Here is a 21,776-nt window from a genome sequence, read left to right as displayed (position 1 = left end):
GAAAACGCAAACGGCCAACACAAGGTTGGCCGTTGCTGTGACGCTAAGGAGATAACCTGATCAGGGCTGATTGCCCATCAGGCCTGAGCTTGCGCCCATGATCAGCATGATGAACTGCTCAAGCGGCATCTGCTTACCGTTGAAATTCACCTGCTTGTCGGCATAGCTCAGCGAGCTGCGGATGGTGTCGCCATCCACTGTTGCCAGACCACTGCTCATGGCCATAACGCCAGCCATTTCACTGCTCATCTTGGCCTGTTGGGCCACGGCTTGCGGATCATCCAAGCCTGCCAGCGCAGCTTGTAGCGCCACAACATCCTCGATGGTCTTTCTCGATAGGCTGAGGTTAAGGTCCAGCTTGCTCAGTAGTTGGCTGGCCAGCTCAGGTCCATCCAGCTCGAATGACACCGGCTTATCCAGATTCACATTCAGGCTTGCGCTGGTTTCACCATTGGTGGTTTTTAGCGCCAGCTTTTCCAGGCCAAACACCGGCTTAGCCGCCAACAGCTTGCTGGCAATCTCCAGCATGCGTTGTTCCTGCTCTGGGGTAAGTTCCGGCTCTTGCGACGGAGCTTGCTTAGTCAGCTCGGTGTAGAACGCCATCAGCGACTGAACGGCCGGCATGTCGATGTTGCTCGCACTTAAAACCGCTTCAGCGGTTCCAATATTCTGCCCTTGAAAGCTGATCATGCCGGTCTTATAGACATCGCGCATGGTCATCATCTGCGCGTTTTCGCTGCTCTGTGAGTCAACCTCAATGGATTGGATCAGCAAAGGCGCTTGGTCAGTCTGCGTCAATGAAAGGGACTCCAGCGTGGCGGCATTGTTACCGACATAAATGTCTCCGCTGCCGCGCTTCACGTCGCTGCTGAATTTAAGCCCCTGCATCGCCACATTGAGGAACGCCCCGCCCTCAAGCGGCACCGCCAGTTTCAGTTGCTCCATCTGCCCGCTCGACTGAACGTCCTCCGCCCCGGCGCTGCTTTCGATATGCAGGTCCATGCCGCTGAAATCGATCTGGCTCTTGTCCGGCAGTGTTGCCAGCACTTTCTCCATGCGCACATCACCATCGATGGCACGGGAATAGCTGACTGCGAAGTTCCCGCTCAGCGGTGACACACCATTGGTGGCTGCAAACAGCTGGGCCAGCTCCTCGCTGGACTCAAGCTCAAAGTTGCTTTCCGCCATAACCGGAGCCAGCTTCAGCCTGGTCAGGCGCGACAGTGGGAATGGACCGTGATCCAGTTTGTCGGTGAAAAACAGCTCAGTGCTTTCCAGCTTGCCGTTTTCATCCGGCACAGACAGCTGCAACCGGTAACGGGCAGTGCTGCTGAAAACGCCGCTTTGCAGGGAAGCCAATTCGACCTTACCGAACACGCCCAGACTCGGCAGCGACTTATCCATCTCCTCGTTAGCCTGCTTGATCGATGCTTGCAGCGCATCCGGCAGAACCTTACCGGTGTACCAAGCCCCGGCGCAGCCCAACACCCCCACAGTGACCACTGCACCCAGAATAATTTTCTTCATGAACAATCCATTATTTATTGTTGGAAAAAGCCTGCACGGCAACGAGCTGGCGCAGCAGGCTATCCGTTAGATCGAGTCGATCAATGCTCAGCAAGCAGATGACGCCCGGATGCTATACCGACATCCGGGCTTATGTGGCTAGCTTTTAGGTGTGTCTTGCGGCTCGTTGGGGTTTTCTGCGCAGGGGTCGTACACAGGCGTACGCACCCAGTCGCCCACCAGGCTGTAGGCCACGGCCAGCAGCGTCGGGCCCATGAACAGGCCCATGAAGCCGAACGCCAAAATGCCGCCGAACACCCCCAGCAGCACCACGATCAGCGGCAAGTTGCCGCCGCGGCTGATCAGGTAGGGTTTGAGGATGTTGTCCACGCCACTGATGATGAAGAAACCCCAGATGGCGAGGAAGATCGCCATGCCGATTTCGCCGTGCCAGAACAACCAGGCCACTGCCGGCCCCCACACCAACGGCGGGACCATGATCAAGCTGAAGCCGAAGGTCAGGAAGCCCAGTACCAGCGCCCCCGGAACACCGGCGATGGTGAAGCCGATCCAAGCCAGAATCGCCTGAGCCACTGCGGTACCAATCACACCGTTGACCACCCGCTGCACAGTACCTGCGACCAACTCAATGTAATGCTCAGCACGGTTACCAATCAGGCGCTCTAACAGACGCTCGACCAGCGCCGCCAGACGTGGGCCATCCCGGTAAAAGAAGAACACCAGCACCAGACTCAAAGCCAGCTCAACCATGCCGCCAGCAATTTTCGCACTGCGGGTCAGCAGCCAGTTGCCGACCTGGCCAAGATAAGGCTGTACCGTGGCAAACAACTCCGCGCCCTGCTTATCCAGAGTTTGCCAAAGCTCGACCAAGTAATCCCCGACCATCGGCAAGGTCCCCAGCCACACTGGCGGTGGTGGCAGGCCATCAACCTGATAGTCCTTGACCATACTGGTGAAGTCTTTGATGTGATCGGCCAGGTTGAAACCCAGCATCACCAGCGGCACCGCCAGTAAAACCGTCCAGGCCAGCGTCAACAGTCCCGCAGCCAACGCCTGCCGGCCACCCAACAGGTTGGTCAGGATGCGCATCATCGGCCAACTGGCAAATGACAGTACCGCAGCCCAGAACAGGGCGGACCAGAATGGCGCCAGTACCCAGAGGCTGGCCCCCAGCAAGCTGAGCATCAATATCTGCACCAGCAAGCGATCGTTATTGGCCATTTAAACTCCCACAGAAACAAAAGGCTCTGCACAAGACAGGCAGAGCCGGTAAAAGATTCCCACAGACGACTATCTAAGCTTAGCGCAGCACGTTTACCTGCAAACCGGTAACAGCTTGTGTATCAAGCTCAAGCCTTGCCGCTCGCACCTGTTGGCCAATTAGCGCATCACGCCAGGCCGCTGCGGCTTCGCCACTCAGGGCTACACGCAGGGTGCTGTCGAGATTGAGGCTGCGCGCCAGCAAAGCCACCCATTCATCAGTGGGCTCAGACAATTTGGGCAGGCGTAGTTCACCGCTCGTCTTTAGCGCCCGCTGCAGCGTGGCGGGCGTTGGCAGAATTTGCGGCAGTGTGGAGGCCGCGTCGAGCTGTTCCACCTGCAAGTAGGCCCGACCATTGCCCCTGGTAATGCTGTACAGCGCCAACAGGCTGTCCTGCCGAGGCTCAGCCAGGCGCAACAGCGCATAACTTTGCTGGGCATCAGAACCATACAGCGTAGCGTTATTGAACACCGAATTAGCCCACAAATTGCTTGAGCCACACTCGCGGCCTACGCACCAATACAACAGCTCGGCATTCTGCTCGTGCAGGGCTTCTCGGGCGCTGTTAAAAGCTTCGCTGGCTGAATGCGTACGCGGCAATTCATAGGTCACAGCGGTGAAACTGCCCTGTGCCATGACCTCCCGCTCAAAACGGAGTTTGCCGCTGATGCGACGGATAGCCCCTTGCGGGTAAACCCGCTCCTGATCGCTGAGCTGCTTATAGGTGACGATCTGGCTACCAGGGAATCGCGGCAACACTTCCAGATCCCGGCTATCCGCCACATCCGCCCACACCGCAGTGGAAATAAGACTGGCTGCCAGTACAAGGCATAAACGCATAGAACTTCTCATTTAACGATGATCGACTGGGCCGACTTGACTAGCTTGTCACTATCGGTCGGCCTCGGTGGCGCTTGCAGGCCGCGCTGCACCGCAGGACGCGCCGCAATTTCGGCGAGCCAGCGCTGCAAATGCTCAAGGCCCTCTACCGAAACGCCGGCCCACTCATGGGTGCGCACCCAAGGAAAGGTCGCGATATCAGCGATGCTGTAATCACCGGCAAGGAACTCGGACTCACCCAGACGTCCGTCCAGGACCTCATACAGTCTGCGGGTTTCGTGCTGATAACGGTCGATCGCAGCCTGGAGCTTTTCCGGGAAATACCGGTAAAACACGTTGGCCTGCCCCTGCATCGGGCCGACACCGCCCATCTGGAACATCAGCCACTGAATAACCCGTGAACGTCCTTTAACATCCGTCGGCATCAGTTGCCCGGTCTTTTCTGCCAGATAGAGGAGAATCGCGCCGGATTCGAATACCGCGAAGTCACCTTCGCTACGGTCGACAATCGCCGGAATGCGCCCGTTGGGGTTGATCTTGAGGAACTCAGGGGACTTCTGCTCTCGCTTGTCGAAACTCAGCACATGCAGCGTGTAAGGCAGCTGCAACTCTTCCAGTGCAATTGAGGCTTTGTAGCCATTGGGCGTAGCCGCTGTATAGAGGTCGATCATGACAGCCTCCGTGGGTTAAGCCGCCACCTTTCCCCACTTATCGGGATCAAGTCAAGGCGCGTTCAAAAAAGCTTTGAAACAGCCTGCTACCAAGGCAGCGCCCTGTTCGTCGTCCAAATGTAAATGATGACCGCCCGGTAGCTGCTCGACCGTCACCGGCAAGTCTGCCAGCACTGCGTGAATACCGGGTTGGGCATGCATCATGCCTTGCTCGGCAAGCACCAGTTTGGCCGGGCATTTCAGGCTGCGCACAAACGCCATGGCATGGGCGCGGGTAAAGCGCATTGGCGAGGGTAACGTCAGTTGGCTATCCGCCCGCCAGGTATACCCGCCGGGTACCGGCATCAACCCGCGCTGGGCCAACAGCTCGGCGGCTTCACGGCTGACCGCGCCCACCCCTCGCATGCGGGCCTCAATGGCCCGGTCGATCTGGGCATAAACAGGTTTTTTCTTACCGGCCAGTGCCAGTCGTGCCTGGAGTGCTTCATGCAGTTTCTGCGGAGCCTCCTCAGCTTCAGCGGTATTGGGGATCAGGCCATCAATCAGGGCTAGCCGCGAGACACGATCCGGGGCCGCTGCAGCCACAAACACAGAAACGATCGCGCCCATTGAATGCCCAAGCAGGGCAAAACGCTGCCATCCCAGTTGCTCCGCCACCTGCAGAACATCGTGGGCGTAATCCCAAATGGCATAGCTGCTGCCCTTGGGACGGTGGTCGGAATGTCCGTGCCCTGGCAAGTCCACCGCCGCGATGCGTAGGTCCGGCAGCAGCGGTGCCAGACGGGCAAAACTCGCAGCGTTATCCAGCCAGCCATGCAGAGCGATCACCGGGATGCCATCAGCCGGCCCGTAAATATGAGCCGCCAGTTCGATATGCGGCAGGCTCAGGCGTACTTCTTCGAAATTCAGGTTCATGCCTTGGGCTCTATAAGTTCGCTGGTACTCCAGCGCTGAAACAGCGATTTAAGCAGATGCGCCGTATCCTGTGGGCGCTCCAGCGGGAACATATGCCCGCCCGGCAGGCTGATGTACTCGCAACCGGGTGCGCGCTTTACCAGGCTTGCGTGATGGGGCAGCACAACCCGGCTTTTGCTGCCGCGCACCATCGCCAACGGCACTTTAAGCTGTTTGAGTCGCCCCGGACTCTGGTGTGGAACGCTGCGGAAGATGTTGATTTCAGTCTGCGGATCAAAGCGCAGGCGCAGGCCCGCTGCATCCGGGGTCAGGCCGTGCTGCACATAGGCATCCAGGCAATCGGGATCAAACCCGCGAAACAGTGTCTTTCCGGCAAAATAGGCACGCGCCTCAGCCTGATCAGCAAAGCGCTCACGCCGTCCCAGCGTGCGCCCCGCCGGAGTAATGCGGTCGATAAAGCCTAAGCGCTTTGCCGTGCGGATCACCAAACGATCAGCCAGCGTCAACACAGGTGAATCGAGCATGACCACCCCGCGATACAACTCAGGTCGTTGCAGGGCAGCATGAAAATGCAGGACGCCCCCCAGAGAGTGCCCCACTCCCCAAACAGGCTGATCAAGGCCTTGCACATGGTGAATCAACTCATCAACCAGATTGCTCCAGTTGTCATTCACCGGGAAACGCGGGTCGTGGCCGTGCTGTTCCAGATGCTGCACCTGATAGTCAGGCTCCAGCGCCGCAAACAACTTGCCGTATGTGGCTGACGGAAATCCGTTGGCATGGGCGAAAAAAATCGGACGGGACATAGTCGTCAAAACTGGCCGGTTAACGGGTTAGCAAGTCCGCTGAGCTTAGCGGACAGCCGCCCCTCACACACCTTGCGGCGCTTTTTCAGGCAAAGGCACGATGGCCGTGGTCAGACGTGAGATACAGCTATTCTTGCCCTGCTCGTCACTGATGCGAATGTCCCAGACATGGGTGGTACGCCCCAGATGGACCGGTCGCGCCACCGCCAGCACACGGCCGCTGCGGACACCACGCAGGTGATTGGCGTTCACCTCAAGGCCCACGCAATAGAATTTGGTCGGGTCAATACACAGGTAACTGGCCATTGAACCAACTGTCTCAGCCAGCACCACCGAAGCACCACCGTGCAACACACCGTATGGCTGATGGGTGCGCTGATCTACTACCATGCTGGCACTCAGAGAGTCATCGTCCATCGCCTCAAAACGAATGTCCAGTTGCTCACCAATGGTGTTTTTCTGCAAACGGTTAAGTGCGCCCAGATCAGGCGTTTGAAACCAGATAGCCATTTTCTCGCCCTTGCGTTCGCTAGCCCAAACAACCAGGCCGCACAAAGGCGGCCTGTTCGCATTCACTCTTGCCAGATCACAGCCTCTGAACAGGAGTGCCAGTGCTCAAAGTGATCTTTATAAGCACTTTCGACCACGTTGCGCTTGATCTTCAGTGTAGGCGTGAGAAAACCATTCTCTACCGTCCAGACATCGCTCATAAGCACCAGCCCGCCCAAGCGCTCATGCTGATCCAACACCTGATTGACGTCCTCTAGCAGTTTTTTCAGGCTCTCTTGCAGCCTTGCCCGCTCGCCGTTGGAGGCTTCATGGCGCCCCTCATCCGACAACACACACAGCGCAATCGGCTGCGGCATACCATCGCCCACTACGCACACCTGCTCAATACGGGAATGCTCGCCGATGCGGTTCTCGATGGGCGCTGGTGCGACGTATTTGCCCTTGGTGGTTTTGAAAATCTCCTTGATCCGACCGGTCAGGCGCAAGTTGCCATCCGCATCTTGTTCCCCCTTGTCGCCGGTACGCAGGAAGCCATCCGGGGTCATCGTCTCAGCGGTTTTTTCCAGATCTTTGTAGTAGCCCTGCATGGTCGCGCCGCTGCGCACCTGCACCTCGCCTTCTTCGGAAATCCGCACTTCAACGCCAGGGTTGTTCTGCCCGATCCAACCGAGCTTGAACTTACCTGGACGGCAGACGTGGGAATAACCGCAATTTTCGGTCATGCCATACACTTCCTGAATTTCCAGGCCGAGACGGCGATACCACTTGAGTAGTGCTTCCGGTACCGGTGCAGCACCTGACAGCGCATACCGAACAGCATCAAGGCCCAGACCAGCCAGCACCTTCTTGCCGATAATGCGGCCAATGATTGGCAGTTTGAGCAGGCGCTCCAGCTTCTGCTCAGGCATCTTGCTGAAGACACCGACCTGGAACTTAGTCCACAAACGTGGCACCGAGAAGAATACGGTCGGCCGCGCACGGCGCAGGTCATTAACAAAGGTATCCAAGCTTTCAGCAAAATAAACTGTAATACCGGCGTAGATCGAAGCCAACTCAACGAACATCCGTTCCGCCACATGACACAGCGGCAGGTAAGACAGTACCCGGTCCTTTTCCGTAACACCGAACAGCTTGATGGCCTGGCCAGCCGCGAAACCGAAATTGCCGAAATTGTGCATCACCCCTTTCGGCGTACCAGTGGTACCGGATGTATAAATGATGGTCGCCAGTTGATCCGCAGCAGGCACAGGAGAATCTTGAATCGGTGTGCGGGCTTGAAGATCGTCCCAGCTGTAGTCAAAAGTACCTTGCGGGTGCAATGGCAGGCTGATCGTTGGCAGGCCTTCAGGCAGCCCTTTCGACATTGAAGCCCACTCATCCAGCTTGCCGATAAAGGCTAGCTCGGCACCAGAATGATCTAGCACTTGGCGCATAGACTCAGCGGTGAGGTTGGGATACAGCGGCACCGAGACATGCCCCGCCATCCAGATTGCCAGATCGGCAATCATCCAGTGGGCACAGTTCTTGGAAATGATTGCGATGCGACTGCCCTGAGGCAACTCGCGACTGCGCAGCCAGTTGGCAGCACGACGGGCCTGGTCCGCGACATCGGCCCAAGTCAGTTCCTGCAGCTGTCCGCCCGTCAGCGGTTGCACCATGTAGATCTTGTTCGGGTGACGCGCCTCACGCTCATAGAACAGCTCGAGCGGCAAACGGATTGCTTCAGCCACGCGGAATACCTCCTTTTTTATTGTTGTGGAGCCTACCAAGCGATTGCTTGGTTGACTATTCCACGTAAAAAGGGGTTACCGCAAGAGGGGAAATGTATCGATGTGTAGTGCTACGGAACTAATCACGCATGGAATGGCGTAAATCGCGCAGACTCATCAGACCTGGCGCGACCTCTAGACCCTCGAGTTTTGCCAGACTCGCAGTGCCCATTGGCAGCGGCTCCTGCCGGTGGCCATTGATCAGCAGACCACCAAGATCGCCCACCAACGGCTGATGACTAACCAGCAGTATCGCTTCATCGCGATAGCGATCCAGTTGCTCAATCACCCACCGTGATGAAGATTCAGGCGTGAGCCAATCTACCGTTTCCCGCAACCCGGTATAACCCAGTGCCTGACAGAACAGGTCGGCGGTTTGCTGAGCCCGCACATACGGGCTCACCAATACACGCTGCAAAGTACAGCCGGACAATGCCTCGGCAGCACGACTGGCCTGCTGACGGCCATAGGACGTCAGTTGCCGCTCAGCATCGCTGTGACGGGCAGGCTCAGCCTCGCCATGGCGCAACAGCCACAGTGTCTTCACCGCATACTCCTCAGAGTTTTGGCTCTTCATCACGGACCGGATGCGCAGCAGGCTCAACGCTATGTGGCTGCTCGCCCTGAGGAGCCTGTGGCGCTGGCCAGTCGGCAAACGGCCAGGGTTTCTCGTCGGTATTAAACGTGCCGAAGCGGCCGATCTGAGCTAAGTACTGGCTCAGGCTGTCACCGAAGCCAAGCAGGCTGGCACTTGGCGCGCCGTAGAACAGTCGATAGCCCAGCTGCACAACCACCACAGCCAGCAAAATAAGCTCACCCAACTGCCAAACGATGGCATAAATCACCATCCACAACACTCGCAGCACAATGGATTCCCGCTGTAACGTCTTTTGTTCATCGCTCATTGTGTTTTCCTCAGGCTTTACATCAAAAACCACTGGTTGAAATGAAATCCACGTCGGTCTTCGGCTCGCCACTCATCAAGGCACCGATCACCTGATCAAGGGTACGACCTTCAAAGAGGATGGCATGCAAACCTGCCACCAGTGGCATATAGACCTGCAGCTCCTCGGCCTTGGCCTTAAGCACTTTGATCGTATTAACCCCTTCAGCCACCTCACCGAGACGGTCGACAGCTTCCTCTAGGCTCAGCCCCTCCCCCAAGGCAAAGCCAACCTGATAGTTGCGGCTTTTCGGCGAGGAGCAGGTCACGATCAGATCGCCAACACCGGCCAGCCCCAGGAATGTCATAGGGTTCGCGCCCAGCTTCACTGCAAAGCGGGTCATTTCAGCCAGCGCACGAGTAATCAGCATGCTTTTAGTGTTTTCGCCCATGCCCATGGCTGCCGCCATACCGGCAATGATCGCGTAGACATTCTTCAGCGCGCCGCCCAGCTCAACGCCAAAACGGTCGGCACTTGCATAGACACGGAAGGTGCGGCCGTGCAGAGCCGCCTGCACCTGACGACACAGGTCTTCGTCCTCACTGGCTACTACCGATGCAGTCAATGCGCTGTCCGCTACTTCCCGCGCCAGATTCGGGCCGGACAGCACACCGATACGTGCAGCCGGTGCGATGTCTTCAAGAATCTGGCTCATCAGCAGAAAGCTATTAGCTTCGATTCCTTTGGTAGTACTGATAAGCAACTTGCCGCTCAAATGCCCCGCTACGGGCTGTAAAGCCTGACGTAGTGCACTCGAGGGCAGCGCAACGAATATCATCTGGCAGCGCTCAAGCGTGCACTCCAGATCGGTGATAGGCTCAACGCCCTCATGAATCCGAATGCCCTTGAGGTAACGGGGGTTCTCCCGATTTTTGCGGATTGCCTCTGCCTGTTCCGGGTCCCGCATCCAATGCAGTACGCGCTGGCCGTTTTCTGCCAGCAAATTGGCAATTGCAGTGCCGAAACTACCGCCTCCGAGAACTGCAATAGGGTGCTGATCTGTCATAACGCTTCCGTGATAAGGCTGTACATTGGGCACTGCCGGGCATTATACGTCCCCCAACTTGCAGGGCCATACGTAAAAAAATGCCTGCGCTGGCAAATCGCCTAGCCTCGTATAAGATTCAGCAGGCTGACATAACAATAACTACAGAAAAGGTGTGGCGTGATTATTAACGCTAAAAACCAACACATTAAGAGCATGTCAGTGCCACACAGCATTGCTGGCCGACCACTCTCAACTCGCTGGGCCAGCGCATGAAACTCAAGCGCAGTTGGAGCATTCACACCCACACACAACTGATCAGCCTCGGCCCTGCGCTGGTCGTGACCTTGCTGCTTTGCGCCTTCTTTGCCATCACCAGCCTCCATGACCTGCGTCAGGAGCGCAACCAAAATGGTCAACAAGTGGCCAGCCATTTGGCCCATGCCAGTACCTTTGCATTGGCGGCCAATGACCAGGACATGCTCGAGGTTCTGTTCCAGGGCGCTCTGCAAAGTTCGCCGCATATCCGCTTCCTGGAACTGCGCAGTAACCAGGGCAAGCTGCTGGTTTACAGCGAACAGCCGACAGTCTCAACGAGTCATAACAATAAAGAAGTAGAAGTCTTCCGCGCCAAGGCATACACCCCGCAAATTCATGGCACGCTACCACTGCCCCTTGGACAGATCATTGTTGGCATCGCCAATGACAACTTCACATCACGTCAGCGCGAAATCCTCCTCAAAGCAGCACTGCTGGCACTGCTGGCCTTGCTACCGACATTCTTCCTGGCTCGCCGTCTGGCCCGGCGCCTGTCGAAACCGCTCAGCGAAATGGGCCAGGCGGTTACCGCCATTCAGGCCGGCAACTTTCATACACCACTGCCGGAAGTGGGCAATGGCGAGCTGGCTTCCCTCTCCCGCCACATCAATGATCTGGCGCTGGCCCTCTCCTTTGCCAGTCAGGAGCAGCAACGAGCCATGGGCCTGCTGATCCAAGCCCGTGAGCAAGCCGTGCTGGCCAACCAAACCAAGTCAGACTTTCTGGCCATGATGAGCCACGAGCTGCGAACGCCCATGAACGGTGTACTGGGCATGTTGCAGCTTATGGAAACCACGGAAATGACCAGCGAACAACACGAGTACGCAGCGCTGGCCAAGGAGTCAACCGAGCACCTGCTCAAGGTCATTAATGACATGCTCGACTTCTCACGCATTGAACGTGGTGGTCTTGAGCTCGAACGCATCACCTTTAATATCGCGGAGCTGCTGAACAACGCGCTGCATCTGTTTCGCCACAGCGCCAGTCAGCGCGGCCTGCTGCTCAGGCTTGAACTATCAGAGGGACTGGACGACATCCTGGTTCAGGGGGACCCTACACGGCTGAGGCAAATCCTGATCAACCTAATCGGGAATGCCTTGAAGTTCACCGAAAGCGGCAGCATTGGCGTGCACTGCAGTGTCCAAACGCTGGACCATCAGGTGTTGTGGTTGACGTGCGAGGTGCATGACAGCGGCATAGGTATTCCGCCGGAGAGTCTGGAAAAGATGTTTGATCCCTTCAGACAGGCGGATACGTCTATATCAAGGCGCTACGGTGGTACCGGCCTGGGCCTGCCCATCGCCCGATCACTGGCAGAGCGCATGGGCGGCACGTTGAATGCCAGGAGCACCGAAGGCCAAGGTTCTGTGTTTACCCTTGAACTGCCGCTGTTACTGGCAGCAACTGGCCCGGAACCAACGACGGTGCCGCATGTACCGGCCTCTGTTCATGACCATCAGCCGGTCCTGCTGATTGAAGAAAACACCAGCACTCAGGCCATTACCGAGTCACTCATCCGCAGCCTGGGTTACCCCGTTTATGTGGCTCGCAGCAACGCGGAGGCTGTGCATTTGCTCGCTCAACAAGCCTTCGCCATCATCCTGCTGGAGTGCAGTGCCAACACCGACTATCAGGAAACGCTGCTGCAAATTCGCCAGCAAATCAGTGGCAGTGCGATACCGGTCATCGCCATGGCCAGCAATACTCTGTTACAGCAAGATCAACAGCTCTACATTCATGCAGGTATTCACGGCTTCCTGCCTCGCCCCTTCAAACTTACTGATCTACAGCAACTTCTTGAGTATTGGCTGCAGTCAGAACCATTGTCGGGTGGTCAATTGTTTTCAACTACGGCAGGCTAGCCGCCGTATACTATGGCCGGCTTAAAATGCAGAGTACAACTGTACTCACAAATCTGTGACTTTCATTTCGTCGCAATAGTCTATCACTAGGCTGTTGGCTGGCGCAGCGTACTGTGCCGCCCGCCATAACAATTCGCCCAGCCTGGCGCATGGGACATATTGAGGAGCTCGCATGACCAAACAAAACGCCTTCACCCGGGAAGACCTGTTGCGCTGCAGCCGCGGCGAACTCTTCGGCCCAGGTAATGCGCAACTGCCCGCGCCGAACATGCTGATGATCGACCGCATTACCCATATCAGCGACGTTGGTGGCAAGTATGGCAAAGGCGAAATTGTTGCCGAGCTCGACATCAATCCGGACCTGTGGTTCTTCGCCTGCCACTTTGAAGGTGACCCGGTAATGCCTGGTTGCCTGGGCCTTGACGCCATGTGGCAGTTGGTGGGTTTCCACCTCGGCTGGCAGGGCAACCCTGGTCGGGGCCGTGCCCTGGGGTCAGGTGAGGTTAAATTCTTCGGTCAGGTTCTGCCGACCGCTAAGAAAGTGACCTATAACATTCACATCAAACGCACCATCGCCCGCTCTCTGGTCCTGGCAATTGCCGACGGTACCGTTAGCGTCGACGGCCGCGAAATCTACAGTGCCGAAGGCCTGCGCGTCGGCCTGTTCACCTCTACCGACAGTTTCTAAAGGACTCTCTTCATGCGTCGCGTCGTGATTACTGGCTTGGGTATCGTTTCCTGCCTGGGCAATGACAAAGAGACCGTCTCTGCCAACCTGCGCGCTGGTCGCCCAGGCATCCGGCACAACCCGTCCTACGCTGAAATGGGGCTGCGCAGCCACGTTTCCGGCTCTGTTGATCTGAACCTCGAAGAGCTGATTGATCGCAAGCTGTTCCGCTTTATGGGCGATGCAGCTGCCTACGCCTATCTGGCCATGAATCAGGCCATCGCCGACTCCGGCCTGACCCCTGAGCAGGTTTCCAACCCGCGCACTGGTCTGGTCGCAGGTTCCGGTGGTGCTTCTACGCTGAACCAGATGGAAGCCATCGACACCCTTCGCGAGAAAGGCGTCAAGCGCATAGGCCCATACCGTGTTACCCGCACCATGGGCAGCACCGTTTCCGCTTGCCTGGCCACTCCGTTCCAGATCAAAGGCCTGAACTACTCTATCTCTTCTGCTTGCGCTACCAGTGCTCACTGCATCGGTCACGCCATGGAGCAGATCCAGATGGGTAAACAGGACATCGTCTTCGCCGGTGGCGGTGAAGAAGAGCACTGGAGCCAGAGCTGCCTGTTCGACGCCATGGGCGCACTCTCCACTCAGTACAACGACACGCCGGAGAAAGCCTCCCGCGCCTATGACGCCAAGCGAGACGGCTTCGTCATCGCCGGCGGTGGCGGCATGGTGGTAGTAGAAGAGCTGGAACACGCACTCAAGCGCGGTGCCAAGATTTACGCTGAAATCATTGGCTACGGCGCCACCTCCGACGGCTACGACATGGTTGCGCCAAGCGGCGAAGGTGCTATCCGCTGCATGCAGCAGGCACTGTCCACCGTAAACACCCCGATCGACTACCTGAACACCCACGGCACCTCCACTCCGGTAGGCGACGTGGCTGAAGCTCGCGGTATTCGTGAAGTGTTCGGCGACAAGGCCCCGGCAATCAGCTCGACCAAGAGCTTGTCCGGTCACTCTCTGGGCGCTGCGGGCGTTCACGAAGCGATCTATTGCATGCTGATGATGGAAGGCAACTTCATTGCAGGCTCTGCCAACATCGACGAGCTGGACCCAGAAGTAGCTGATCTGCCGATCCAGCGCACCACTATCGAAAACGCCAAAATCGATACAGTGATGAGCAACAGCTTCGGCTTCGGCGGCACCAACGCCACACTGGTACTCAAGCGCTGGACTGAATAAACCGGCCCTTGCGACCAATAAAAACGGCACCTTCGGGTGCCGTTTTTTGTGTCTGAATGATTACTTCAGCGTACCTCAAAACGCTGCTCAGCCAGCTTTCGGTCGCCCTGAAACACCATAAAGTGCCATATACCTTTGACCACTTCGTGGTGCTCGGTGAATTCAAAGGCCATCACATCCTGAGCTGCAGCTGGCACAAGCTTCTGATAGACCTCAAATTTATCGTGACGCTTACCATCCGGCGTTATCACACCCGGCGTGAAATACAGCAGCGTCAGCGGCTGCTCTGCTTCAGTTTTACCCGCCAGCGTGTAGCGCATACCAAACTTTGTACCCAGCGTTGCCGGGACAACTTCTGTACGCTGAATTTCCTGATTGCTGCGTGTCAGCACTCGCTCACCAGGCTGAAAGTTCTCGTACTGGCTGACAAAAACTCCGTACTCGACCGGCCCCTCCAATCGCACATCTGCCTGCCCAAAAGCAGATGTGCCCAGCAATGCTGCCGCAATGGCAGCCCTGCAAGTGTTGTACATAGTGCGCTCCTTATTTAAGTTGCCGAGAGCCTATGACGCACGTATGTCAGACGCATGAAAAAGTCATTACACAGTTATTGCAGCTTTGAATTGCGAGGCAGAATCTGAAGAAAATTATCCCTGGATAGCCGTCGCGCCACCTCTTCCGGCAGCGCGTCCAGGAACGGCACAAAACTCTTCATGGTTTCTTCGAGGCTGTCGAACTGGCCGACCGCATCAGAGCCAAGCATAAAACGCTCAGGATAAGTACTAATCAGCTTCACCCACTTAGCATCCGGCTTGCCCTGCTCATCGAGCAGGTACGGCTGCAGCATCGTCCAGGAGAGATCGATATACAGATTGGGGTATTGCTCAAGCATGCGTTCAAGGTTGGTGTAGAGAAACTTCAGTTTCACCTGATGCCGATGCAATTCCATGCTGGTTCCGGCATGCGCCCAGATAAAACGCACATGCGGGTGGTTGCGCAGCGGCTCTTCTATCTCGGGCAAGTACAGCGGATTGCGCTCACGTTTAGAGGTGATGTTGGAATGCAGCAAAACGGGCAAGTCATATTCGGCCGCCAAGTGAAATACCCTTGCCAGCGCCTCATTGTTCGCCCGTGGCGCTTCGCCATGAATTAACGCAGTGAGATCATCATGACGGGTGAAAATCTCGCCAATGCCCTGCCAAAGCCCCGGATCTAGCTCCAGCATGCGGCGAATATGAGCGTCCGCATTTTTATCGTTCGGATTAAAGCCCGACAGAAACGGATGAAAATATTGTCGCTGGTTAGCGGGTAGCTTCTTGTATGCGTCTGCCACCCATACGTCCGTAGCGCTATACCAATAGGCATTGGCGTCATCCCCGGCGTAATAACGTGGACGCTTGGGCTCGTCTTCATCCCACTTCTTGGCAACCGGGACACCCGACAGCATCACATGCTCAATCCCGGCAGCCTGCATTTTTTCCTGCAGCGCCTCCATGCCATCCGACTCCTGAAAGAAATCCACATAGTGCAGATGCGCATCACTGAAGCGGTAGTCACGAGCCTCAAGCAGCGGGCTTAACACCGCCATCATTGCCATGCAGCCAATACGTAACATCATCCATTCCTTATTAAGTTAGGGCTTGATTGCACTTGATAAAGAGTAGATGACTAACTGCTGCCGCGGCCCACACACCGCCAAAGCTGGCTTGAGAAGGCGGCGTGGGCTAGGCTGCGTGCTTACCTCAAGGAAGCGGAGTTCTTATGATCAACGTCAAAACCGAGAAAGGCCTGCTGCATCGCATTGAAATCGGCGCACACACACTGCATACGGACGTTTCTGAAGCATTGGGCGGCACCGATGCAGCACCTGATCCCCATGACTACTTCGACGCAGCACTCGGAGCTTGCAAGGCCCTCACCCTGAGCCTGTTTGCAAAGCAGCGCGGCATCCCGCTGGAGAGCGTTGATGTCCAGCTTAACCGCGATAACAGCGATGAACGTAAAGGCATGTATCGCCTAAATGTTGAGTTGGACCTCATTGGCCCACTGGATGACGCTCAGCGCGAGCAACTCCTGCGCATTGCAGACAAGTGCCCAATACACAAACTAATGACCAGCACCGAGGTTGAAATCACCACCTTGCTCAGTGAGCGCTCGTATGGCTGATTACCTCGTCATACAGGCGCGCCCGGAACTGCTACTAGGGCAGCCTATCGTCCGTGCCATGCCAGCAGCCAAGTGTCGCAGCGTTGGCCCTTTCGTGTTCTTCGATCACATCAGCGAGCACCACTTTGCGCCAGGCTCAGGAGTTGATATCGGCCAGCACCCGCATATCGGCCTGTCCACCCTGTCCTACCTGTTTGAAGGTCAGCTGCAGCATAAGGACAGCCTGGGCTCCGACCAAATTGTGCAAGCAGGTGATGTCAGCTGGATGACCGCAGGCCATGCGATCGCCCATGTTGAGCGAACACCGCAGGCGCTGTTTCAGTCAGGTTCAAAGGTGCACGGTACACAGCTGTGGGTGGCGCTGCCCGCCGAAGAAGAAGAATGTGAACCCAGCTACAGCCACCACCCCAAATCGACCCTGCCACGCAGTTCAAGCATGGGCGTGGAAATCTGCGTGATCGCTGGCAGCGGTTTCTGCATGGAATCCCCCGTACCTATGCGCTCTCCTGCGCTCTATGCCGAACTGAAGATGGCCGCCGGGACTGTCTTACAGATACCGGACGAGTACAGCGAGCGGGCCCTGTACCTGGTTAAAGGCGAAGTTCTGGTTGATGACACTGCACTGCCCGAACTCGGCCTTATGCAGCTACCACAAGGCGAGGTCTGCACCATCTCAGCCTGCAGCGAAAGCCACCTGCTACTGATTGGCGGCGAACCAATAGGCCCACGTCGGATGTACTGGAACTTTGTCGCCAGCCGCCCCGAGCTAATTGAACAGGCCCGCCAGCGCTGGAGCGCTGGAGATTGGCCGACAGTACCTGGCGAAACCACCCGCATTGAGTACAGCTGAGGGATAAGACTGGGAAGCCAGCAGTTTCCCAGTCACCTCTTCACAGCTTGAAAACCTCTTCAAACAGATCATCCATCGCCTTGTAGGCCCGCTGCGCCGCAGCCGGATGATATTCACCTACACCCGGAACATTAGCCATCGGACTGGTAAAAGAATGAACTGCGCCGCCATACACCACCAGCTGCCAGTCCACCCTAGCCGCTTTCATCTCCGCGATAAACGCCTGCACCTGCTCCTGAGGCACGATAGGATCATCTGCTCCATGCAAGACTAAAACCGGCGCTTTGATGTTCTGCGCATCGGTAGGATGCGGAGTATCCAGACTGCCATGGAACGACACAAAGCCGCTCAAGTCTGCTCCCGAGCGCGCCAACTCCAGTACGGCACTGCCTCCAAAGCAAAACCCTACCGCGCCCAACCTATCGGCATCCACACCCCACTCATCCGCCCGCTCCTGCAAAACGCTGATCGCAACCTGAGTGCGCTTACGCATGAGGCTACGATCCCCAGTGCGTAATTTGGATGAAAGCACCTGAGCCTCATCCGCATTGGCCGGGCGCATGCCTTTACCGTACATATCTACAAGCAGAACCACATATCGCTCATCAGCCACACGCGCTGCGTTTTTAGCAGCCTCCAGATTTACCCCGAGCCAATTAGGCACCATCAGCAAACCTGGGCGTGAAGCGGTCACACCTGCAGCGCGAACCAGCAGACCTTCAAACGATTCGTCTTCGAGCTCATAGCTCACCGCCTCACACACAAACTGCTTTTCAACACCATCAATTTGCACAACCAACGTCGAGGGAATAGAAGGCGTAGCCATGGTGTTTTCCTTTAAGACATTCATCTAACAACTCTAGTGGGTAATAACGCACGGATACAAAAAAGCCCGCTTTCGCGGGCTTTTTCTTGACCTGCCGTCAAGCAGACAGCTCGACCAACAGCTTGTTCAGACGCTGTACATAAGCAGCTGGATCCTTCGGCGTATCACCAGCCGCCAGTGCCGCCTGATCAAACAAAATCAGACTCAAGTCAGCAAAGCGGTCTTCGTCAGCCTCTGCATCCAGCTTCTCAATCAGCGGATGGTTAGGGTTGAACTCGAAGATCGGCTTGGACTCAGGCACTTTTTGACCGCTGGCTTCAAGAATCTGACGCATCTGCAAGCCCAGATCCTGCTCACCAATGGCCAGAATCGCCGGCGAATCGGTCAGACGGTGCGACACACGCACCTCGGCGACCTGCTCGCCCAGAGCAGTTTTAAGACGCTCGACCAGACCTTCTTTAGCCTTGGCTACCTCTTCCTGCGCCTTTTTGTCCTCTTCGCTGTCCAGCTTGCCGAGGTCCAAATCACCGCGGGCCACATCCACGAACTGTTTGCCGTCGAAATCGGTCAGGTAGCTCATCAGCCACTCGTCGATGCGGTCGGTCAGCAGCAGCACCTCGATGCCTTTCTTACGGAAGACTTCCAGATGTGGGCTGTTCTTCACATGGGCATAAGATTCACCGGTGAGGTAGTAAATCTTGTCTTGGCCTTCGGCCATGCGCCCCACGTAGTCAGCCAAGGCAACGCTTTGCTCGCCGTTCTCTGTACGGGTAGAGGCAAAGCGCAGCAGACCGGCAATCTTCTCTTTGTTGGCGAAATCTTCTGCTGGGCCTTCCTTCAGCACCTGGCCGAAGTTTTTCCAAAAGCCCTGATATTTTTCCGGCTCGTTCTTTGCCAGTTTTTCCAGCATGTCGAGGACACGCTTGGTGAGTGCAGACTTCATCGAGTCGATGATCGGGTCTTTCTGCAGAATCTCGCGGGACACGTTCAGTGACAGGTCATTGGAGTCCACCACACCCTTGATGAAACGCAGGTACAGCGGCAGGAACGACTCAGCCTGGTCCATCACGAACACACGCTGCACATACAGCTTCAGGCCGCGCGGTGCCTCACGCTGATACAGATCAAACGGTGCACGAGCCGGGGTATACAGCAGTGAGGTGTACTCCAGCTTGCCCTCAACCTTGTTGTGGCTCCAACTCAGCGGATTCTCGAAATCATGACCGATGTGCTTGTAGAACTCCTGGTATTCCTCGTCCGTGATTTCGGTACGCGGACGGGTCCACAGTGCGCTGGCACGGTTGACGGTTTCCCATTCGATTTCGGTCGGTTTGTCTTTCTCTTCGCCGTGGAACTCTTTCGGCAACTCGATCGGCAGCGCGATATGGTCAGAATACTTCTTGATGATGTTGCGCAGACGCCAGCCATCAGCAAACTCTTCTTCACCCGCCTTCAGGTGAAGCACGATGCGGGTGCCACGCTCTGCCTTCTCAACCGTGGCGATCTCGAAGTCACCCTCGCCTTTACTCGACCAGTGCACACCCTCGCTGGCCGGTGTGCCGGCGCGACGGCTATACACATCAACTTTGTCAGCCACGATAAAGGCTGAATAGAAGCCAACACCAAACTGACCGATTAGGTGCGAGTCTTTCTTCTGATCACCCGTCAGTTGTTTCATAAAATCAGCGGTGCCTGACTTAGCGATAGTCCCCAGATGGGTAATCGCATCATCGCGATTCATGCCAATACCATTGTCCTCAAGGGTGATGGTTTTGGCGTCTTTATCAAAGCTGACACGAATCTTCAGATCAGCGCCGCCTTCAAGCAGTTCAGGCTTAGCCAGTGCTTCGAAACGCAGCTTGTCAGAGGCATCGGATGCGTTGGAAATCAGTTCGCGAAGGAAGATTTCTTTATTTGAATACAGCGAATGGATCATCAGATGAAGCAGCTGCTTCACCTCGGTCTGGAAGCCCAGCGTTTCTTTTTGAGTCTCCACACTCATGGTCTCTTACTCCACTTTATTTACGATGCCGAGGTACGGCGGATGGTAAAAAAGTGGGGGCAAGTATTCGTTTTTCAAGGGGTTCTTTAAAAACGAATACTTGCCCTATCTCAAATCAGCCCATCGCTAGGTCAGGCCAGGCTAATCCAACACCCAATTAGGGCTCATCAACCTTGAAATGAGCGCGCGCAGTGGCAATCGGCTCAGTCTGATTAGTCTGCCAGGCTGTAATCGCCACGTTGGCCACACGCTTGCCCTGACGCCACACCTGGCACTGGGCGTAGGTGTCGCGGAAGTGTCCGGCACGCAGATAGTCGATAGAAAAATCGATAATTTTGGGCAGATGCGGGATGCCCATGAACACCAGCAAGTGAAGCATCGCCGAATGCTCCATAAAGCCCGCGATTACACCACCATGCAGGGCGGGCAAAGTCGGGTTACCTATACTGTCGCGGTTGGCGGGCAGGCGGAAGACCATATCGTCACCTAGCCGCAGACACTCCATGCCCAGCAGTTTCGCGTAAGGCATCAGATCAATCAGAGAGTCGTAATTGTCGCTGTCGTGGGCGTCACGGACCAGTTGGTTGAGATTGAGGGTTGTCATCACGCCCCTCCCTTCACATCAGCCAGTGCACTTTTCCCCATGCTAGCTGGCTTACCCATGCGCATAAAGGTTCCGACCACATGCGCAATTGGCTGTGTAGGATCGTCCTGATAAGCATAGCCACGGGTGAAGATGACATTGGGCGTAACCCGATAACACTCAGCAAAACCAAACACGTCCTTATGGGGTTCGGCGGGCCTCATATAATCAATTCGGAGGTCTAGTGTTGGACATATTTCGAAATCAGGCAGTACACACACTGTTGAAATACCGCAGGTGGTATCCATTAACGTAGTAATTGCACCACCGTGAATAACACCTGTTTCAGGATTGCCTACAATGTTAGGACTGTAGGGCAATTTAAGCGTCAGGCCCTGCGGTTCGGCGCTGTGTACGCTCATACCCAGAACCTGGCAATGACGTAATGCTGAGAGGAAAAGCTGTGCCCGCTCAAATATCGGGTTAGTGCTCATGAAGGGATCTCAAAAACAGACTACTTAAGGAATGAGCATGATACCCCTCGAGTGCGGCAGCCACATAGGTCTGAGCAAAAGGCAGTAACGCTCAGTAATTACAGGGAACTTCGTCGAAATGGCGCTGTTTAATTAATGTGCTTGGTTTAACCAGGCATCCATCTATAAAAAGGACAACTGACTTATGCAAAAGCCTTTCACTTATGCACTGCTGCTGGCTTCCGCCCTGTTCCTCGCCGCGTGTGAAAAAACGCCGGAAGACAAGATGCAGTCAGCCAAAGAGTCTGCTTCTGAAGCAGTAGAGTCGCTTGGTGATGCCGCCAAGAAGACGGGTGAAGCAATCGAACAAAAGACCAATGAAGTGCTCGGCAAAGAGCCTACTGTTGGTGAAAAACTTGAAGATGCAGCTGACTCTGTTTCAGATGCAGTCAAGGATGCAGGCGATGAAGTGAAAGATGCCGTAGACGGTAACTAATCATCGACGCAAATGGAAAGGCCCGCTTCGCGGGCCTTTTTTAATACTGCAACA

The 21,776-nt window shown here is 56.0% G+C and carries 23 protein-coding genes; 6 read left to right on the top strand and 17 right to left on the bottom strand.

Annotated features, from left to right (window positions below):
- Positions 1-60: 60 nt before the first annotated feature.
- The 11 genes from AO726_RS13640 to AO726_RS13590 form a co-directional block, all read right to left on the bottom strand.
- On the bottom strand, positions 61-1,527 hold the full coding sequence (locus AO726_RS13640; RefSeq protein ID WP_058068606.1) for a YdgA family protein: 1,467 nt from the start codon (positions 1,525-1,527) through the stop codon (positions 61-63).
- Positions 1,528-1,665: 138 nt separating this feature from the next.
- On the bottom strand, positions 1,666-2,748 hold the full coding sequence (locus tag AO726_RS13635; RefSeq protein WP_058068605.1) for an AI-2E family transporter: 1,083 nt from the start codon (positions 2,746-2,748) through the stop codon (positions 1,666-1,668).
- A gap of 79 nt (positions 2,749-2,827) precedes the next feature.
- A complete protein-coding gene (locus AO726_RS13630; RefSeq protein WP_177330554.1) occupies positions 2,828-3,628 on the bottom strand; it encodes a DUF4892 domain-containing protein in 801 nt (266 codons plus the stop codon).
- A gap of 8 nt (positions 3,629-3,636) precedes the next feature.
- Positions 3,637-4,299, bottom strand: a complete 663-nt coding sequence (locus AO726_RS13625) for a glutathione S-transferase family protein (protein WP_058068603.1) — start codon at positions 4,297-4,299, stop codon at positions 3,637-3,639.
- A gap of 51 nt (positions 4,300-4,350) precedes the next feature.
- Positions 4,351-5,214, bottom strand: a complete 864-nt coding sequence (locus AO726_RS13620) for an alpha/beta hydrolase (protein ID WP_058068602.1) — start codon at positions 5,212-5,214, stop codon at positions 4,351-4,353.
- The gene (locus AO726_RS13615; RefSeq protein ID WP_058068601.1) at positions 5,211-6,020 is read right to left on the bottom strand and encodes an alpha/beta fold hydrolase; all 810 of its coding nucleotides are present in this window, start codon (positions 6,018-6,020) and stop codon (positions 5,211-5,213) included. The genes AO726_RS13620 and AO726_RS13615 overlap by 4 nt, the downstream gene beginning before the upstream one ends.
- Before the next feature lie 63 nt (positions 6,021-6,083).
- Positions 6,084-6,530, bottom strand: coding sequence for a hotdog fold thioesterase (locus tag AO726_RS13610; protein WP_058068841.1), 447 nt, complete (start codon positions 6,528-6,530; stop codon positions 6,084-6,086).
- A 62-nt stretch (positions 6,531-6,592) separates the two neighbouring features.
- A complete protein-coding gene (locus tag AO726_RS13605) occupies positions 6,593-8,260 on the bottom strand; it encodes an AMP-binding protein (RefSeq protein ID WP_058068600.1) in 1,668 nt (555 codons plus the stop codon).
- Positions 8,261-8,378: 118 nt separating this feature from the next.
- Entirely contained in the window at positions 8,379-8,846 is a 468-nt protein-coding gene (gene sixA / locus AO726_RS13600) for a phosphohistidine phosphatase SixA (RefSeq protein WP_241492111.1), read from the bottom strand.
- Positions 8,847-8,856: 10 nt separating this feature from the next.
- The gene (locus AO726_RS13595; protein ID WP_058068598.1) at positions 8,857-9,204 is read right to left on the bottom strand and encodes a DUF4389 domain-containing protein; all 348 of its coding nucleotides are present in this window, start codon (positions 9,202-9,204) and stop codon (positions 8,857-8,859) included.
- Positions 9,205-9,226: 22 nt separating this feature from the next.
- Positions 9,227-10,249: an NAD(P)H-dependent glycerol-3-phosphate dehydrogenase gene (locus AO726_RS13590; protein ID WP_058068597.1), complete on the bottom strand. Its 1,023-nt coding sequence runs from the start codon at positions 10,247-10,249 to the stop codon at positions 9,227-9,229.
- A 251-nt stretch (positions 10,250-10,500) separates the two neighbouring features.
- On the opposite strand from AO726_RS13590, the gene AO726_RS13585 reads away from it, so the two are divergent.
- The 3 genes from AO726_RS13585 (at position 10,501) to fabB (ending at position 14,326) form a co-directional block, all read left to right on the top strand.
- Positions 10,501-12,408, top strand: a complete 1,908-nt coding sequence (locus tag AO726_RS13585; RefSeq protein WP_058068596.1) for an ATP-binding protein — start codon at positions 10,501-10,503, stop codon at positions 12,406-12,408.
- 172 nt (positions 12,409-12,580) lie between these two features.
- Complete coding sequence (gene fabA, locus AO726_RS13580; RefSeq protein ID WP_058068595.1) at positions 12,581-13,096, top strand: 3-hydroxyacyl-[acyl-carrier-protein] dehydratase FabA; 516 nt, start codon at positions 12,581-12,583, stop codon at positions 13,094-13,096.
- A gap of 12 nt (positions 13,097-13,108) precedes the next feature.
- Positions 13,109-14,326, top strand: coding sequence for a beta-ketoacyl-ACP synthase I (gene fabB, locus AO726_RS13575; RefSeq protein ID WP_058068594.1), 1,218 nt, complete (start codon positions 13,109-13,111; stop codon positions 14,324-14,326).
- Positions 14,327-14,391: 65 nt separating this feature from the next.
- Here fabB and AO726_RS13570 read toward each other — a convergent pair whose 3' ends face one another.
- Both AO726_RS13570 and AO726_RS13565 read right to left on the bottom strand, forming a co-directional pair.
- The gene (locus tag AO726_RS13570; protein ID WP_058068593.1) at positions 14,392-14,859 is read right to left on the bottom strand and encodes a DUF3859 domain-containing protein; all 468 of its coding nucleotides are present in this window, start codon (positions 14,857-14,859) and stop codon (positions 14,392-14,394) included.
- A gap of 74 nt (positions 14,860-14,933) precedes the next feature.
- Positions 14,934-15,941 carry an amidohydrolase family protein gene (locus AO726_RS13565; protein ID WP_058068592.1) on the bottom strand — a complete coding sequence of 336 codons (1,008 nt, stop codon included), beginning with the start codon at positions 15,939-15,941 and terminating at the stop codon, positions 14,934-14,936.
- A gap of 146 nt (positions 15,942-16,087) precedes the next feature.
- Between AO726_RS13565 and AO726_RS13560 the strand changes: the two genes are divergently transcribed.
- Positions 16,088-16,492, top strand: coding sequence for an OsmC family protein (locus AO726_RS13560; protein WP_058068591.1), 405 nt, complete (start codon positions 16,088-16,090; stop codon positions 16,490-16,492).
- Positions 16,485-17,342, top strand: a complete 858-nt coding sequence (locus AO726_RS13555) for a pirin family protein (protein ID WP_058068590.1) — start codon at positions 16,485-16,487, stop codon at positions 17,340-17,342. The genes AO726_RS13560 and AO726_RS13555 overlap by 8 nt, the downstream gene beginning before the upstream one ends.
- A 40-nt stretch (positions 17,343-17,382) precedes the next feature.
- Here AO726_RS13555 and AO726_RS13550 read toward each other — a convergent pair whose 3' ends face one another.
- The 4 genes from AO726_RS13550 to AO726_RS13535 form a co-directional block, all read right to left on the bottom strand.
- On the bottom strand, positions 17,383-18,168 hold the full coding sequence (locus tag AO726_RS13550) for a dienelactone hydrolase family protein (RefSeq protein ID WP_082629132.1): 786 nt from the start codon (positions 18,166-18,168) through the stop codon (positions 17,383-17,385).
- A 97-nt stretch (positions 18,169-18,265) separates the two neighbouring features.
- Positions 18,266-20,170, bottom strand: a complete 1,905-nt coding sequence (gene htpG / locus AO726_RS13545; RefSeq protein ID WP_058068589.1) for a molecular chaperone HtpG — start codon at positions 20,168-20,170, stop codon at positions 18,266-18,268.
- Between the two features lie 157 nt (positions 20,171-20,327).
- Positions 20,328-20,774, bottom strand: coding sequence for a PaaI family thioesterase (locus AO726_RS13540; RefSeq protein WP_058068588.1), 447 nt, complete (start codon positions 20,772-20,774; stop codon positions 20,328-20,330).
- The gene (locus tag AO726_RS13535; protein WP_058068587.1) at positions 20,774-21,247 is read right to left on the bottom strand and encodes a PaaI family thioesterase; all 474 of its coding nucleotides are present in this window, start codon (positions 21,245-21,247) and stop codon (positions 20,774-20,776) included. The genes AO726_RS13540 and AO726_RS13535 overlap by 1 nt, the downstream gene beginning before the upstream one ends.
- A gap of 184 nt (positions 21,248-21,431) precedes the next feature.
- Here AO726_RS13535 and AO726_RS13530 point away from each other — a divergent pair, with 184 nt between their 5' ends.
- A complete protein-coding gene (locus tag AO726_RS13530; protein WP_058068586.1) occupies positions 21,432-21,722 on the top strand; it encodes a hypothetical protein in 291 nt (96 codons plus the stop codon).
- Positions 21,723-21,776: the final 54 nt, after the last annotated feature.

The organism is Pseudomonas sp. TTU2014-080ASC (assembly GCF_001446935.1).
Taxonomy (GTDB): Bacteria; Pseudomonadota; Gammaproteobacteria; order Pseudomonadales; family Pseudomonadaceae; genus Aquipseudomonas.
Note: the sequence above shows the minus strand (reverse complement) of the source record. Positions and strands in the feature narration are given on the sequence as shown.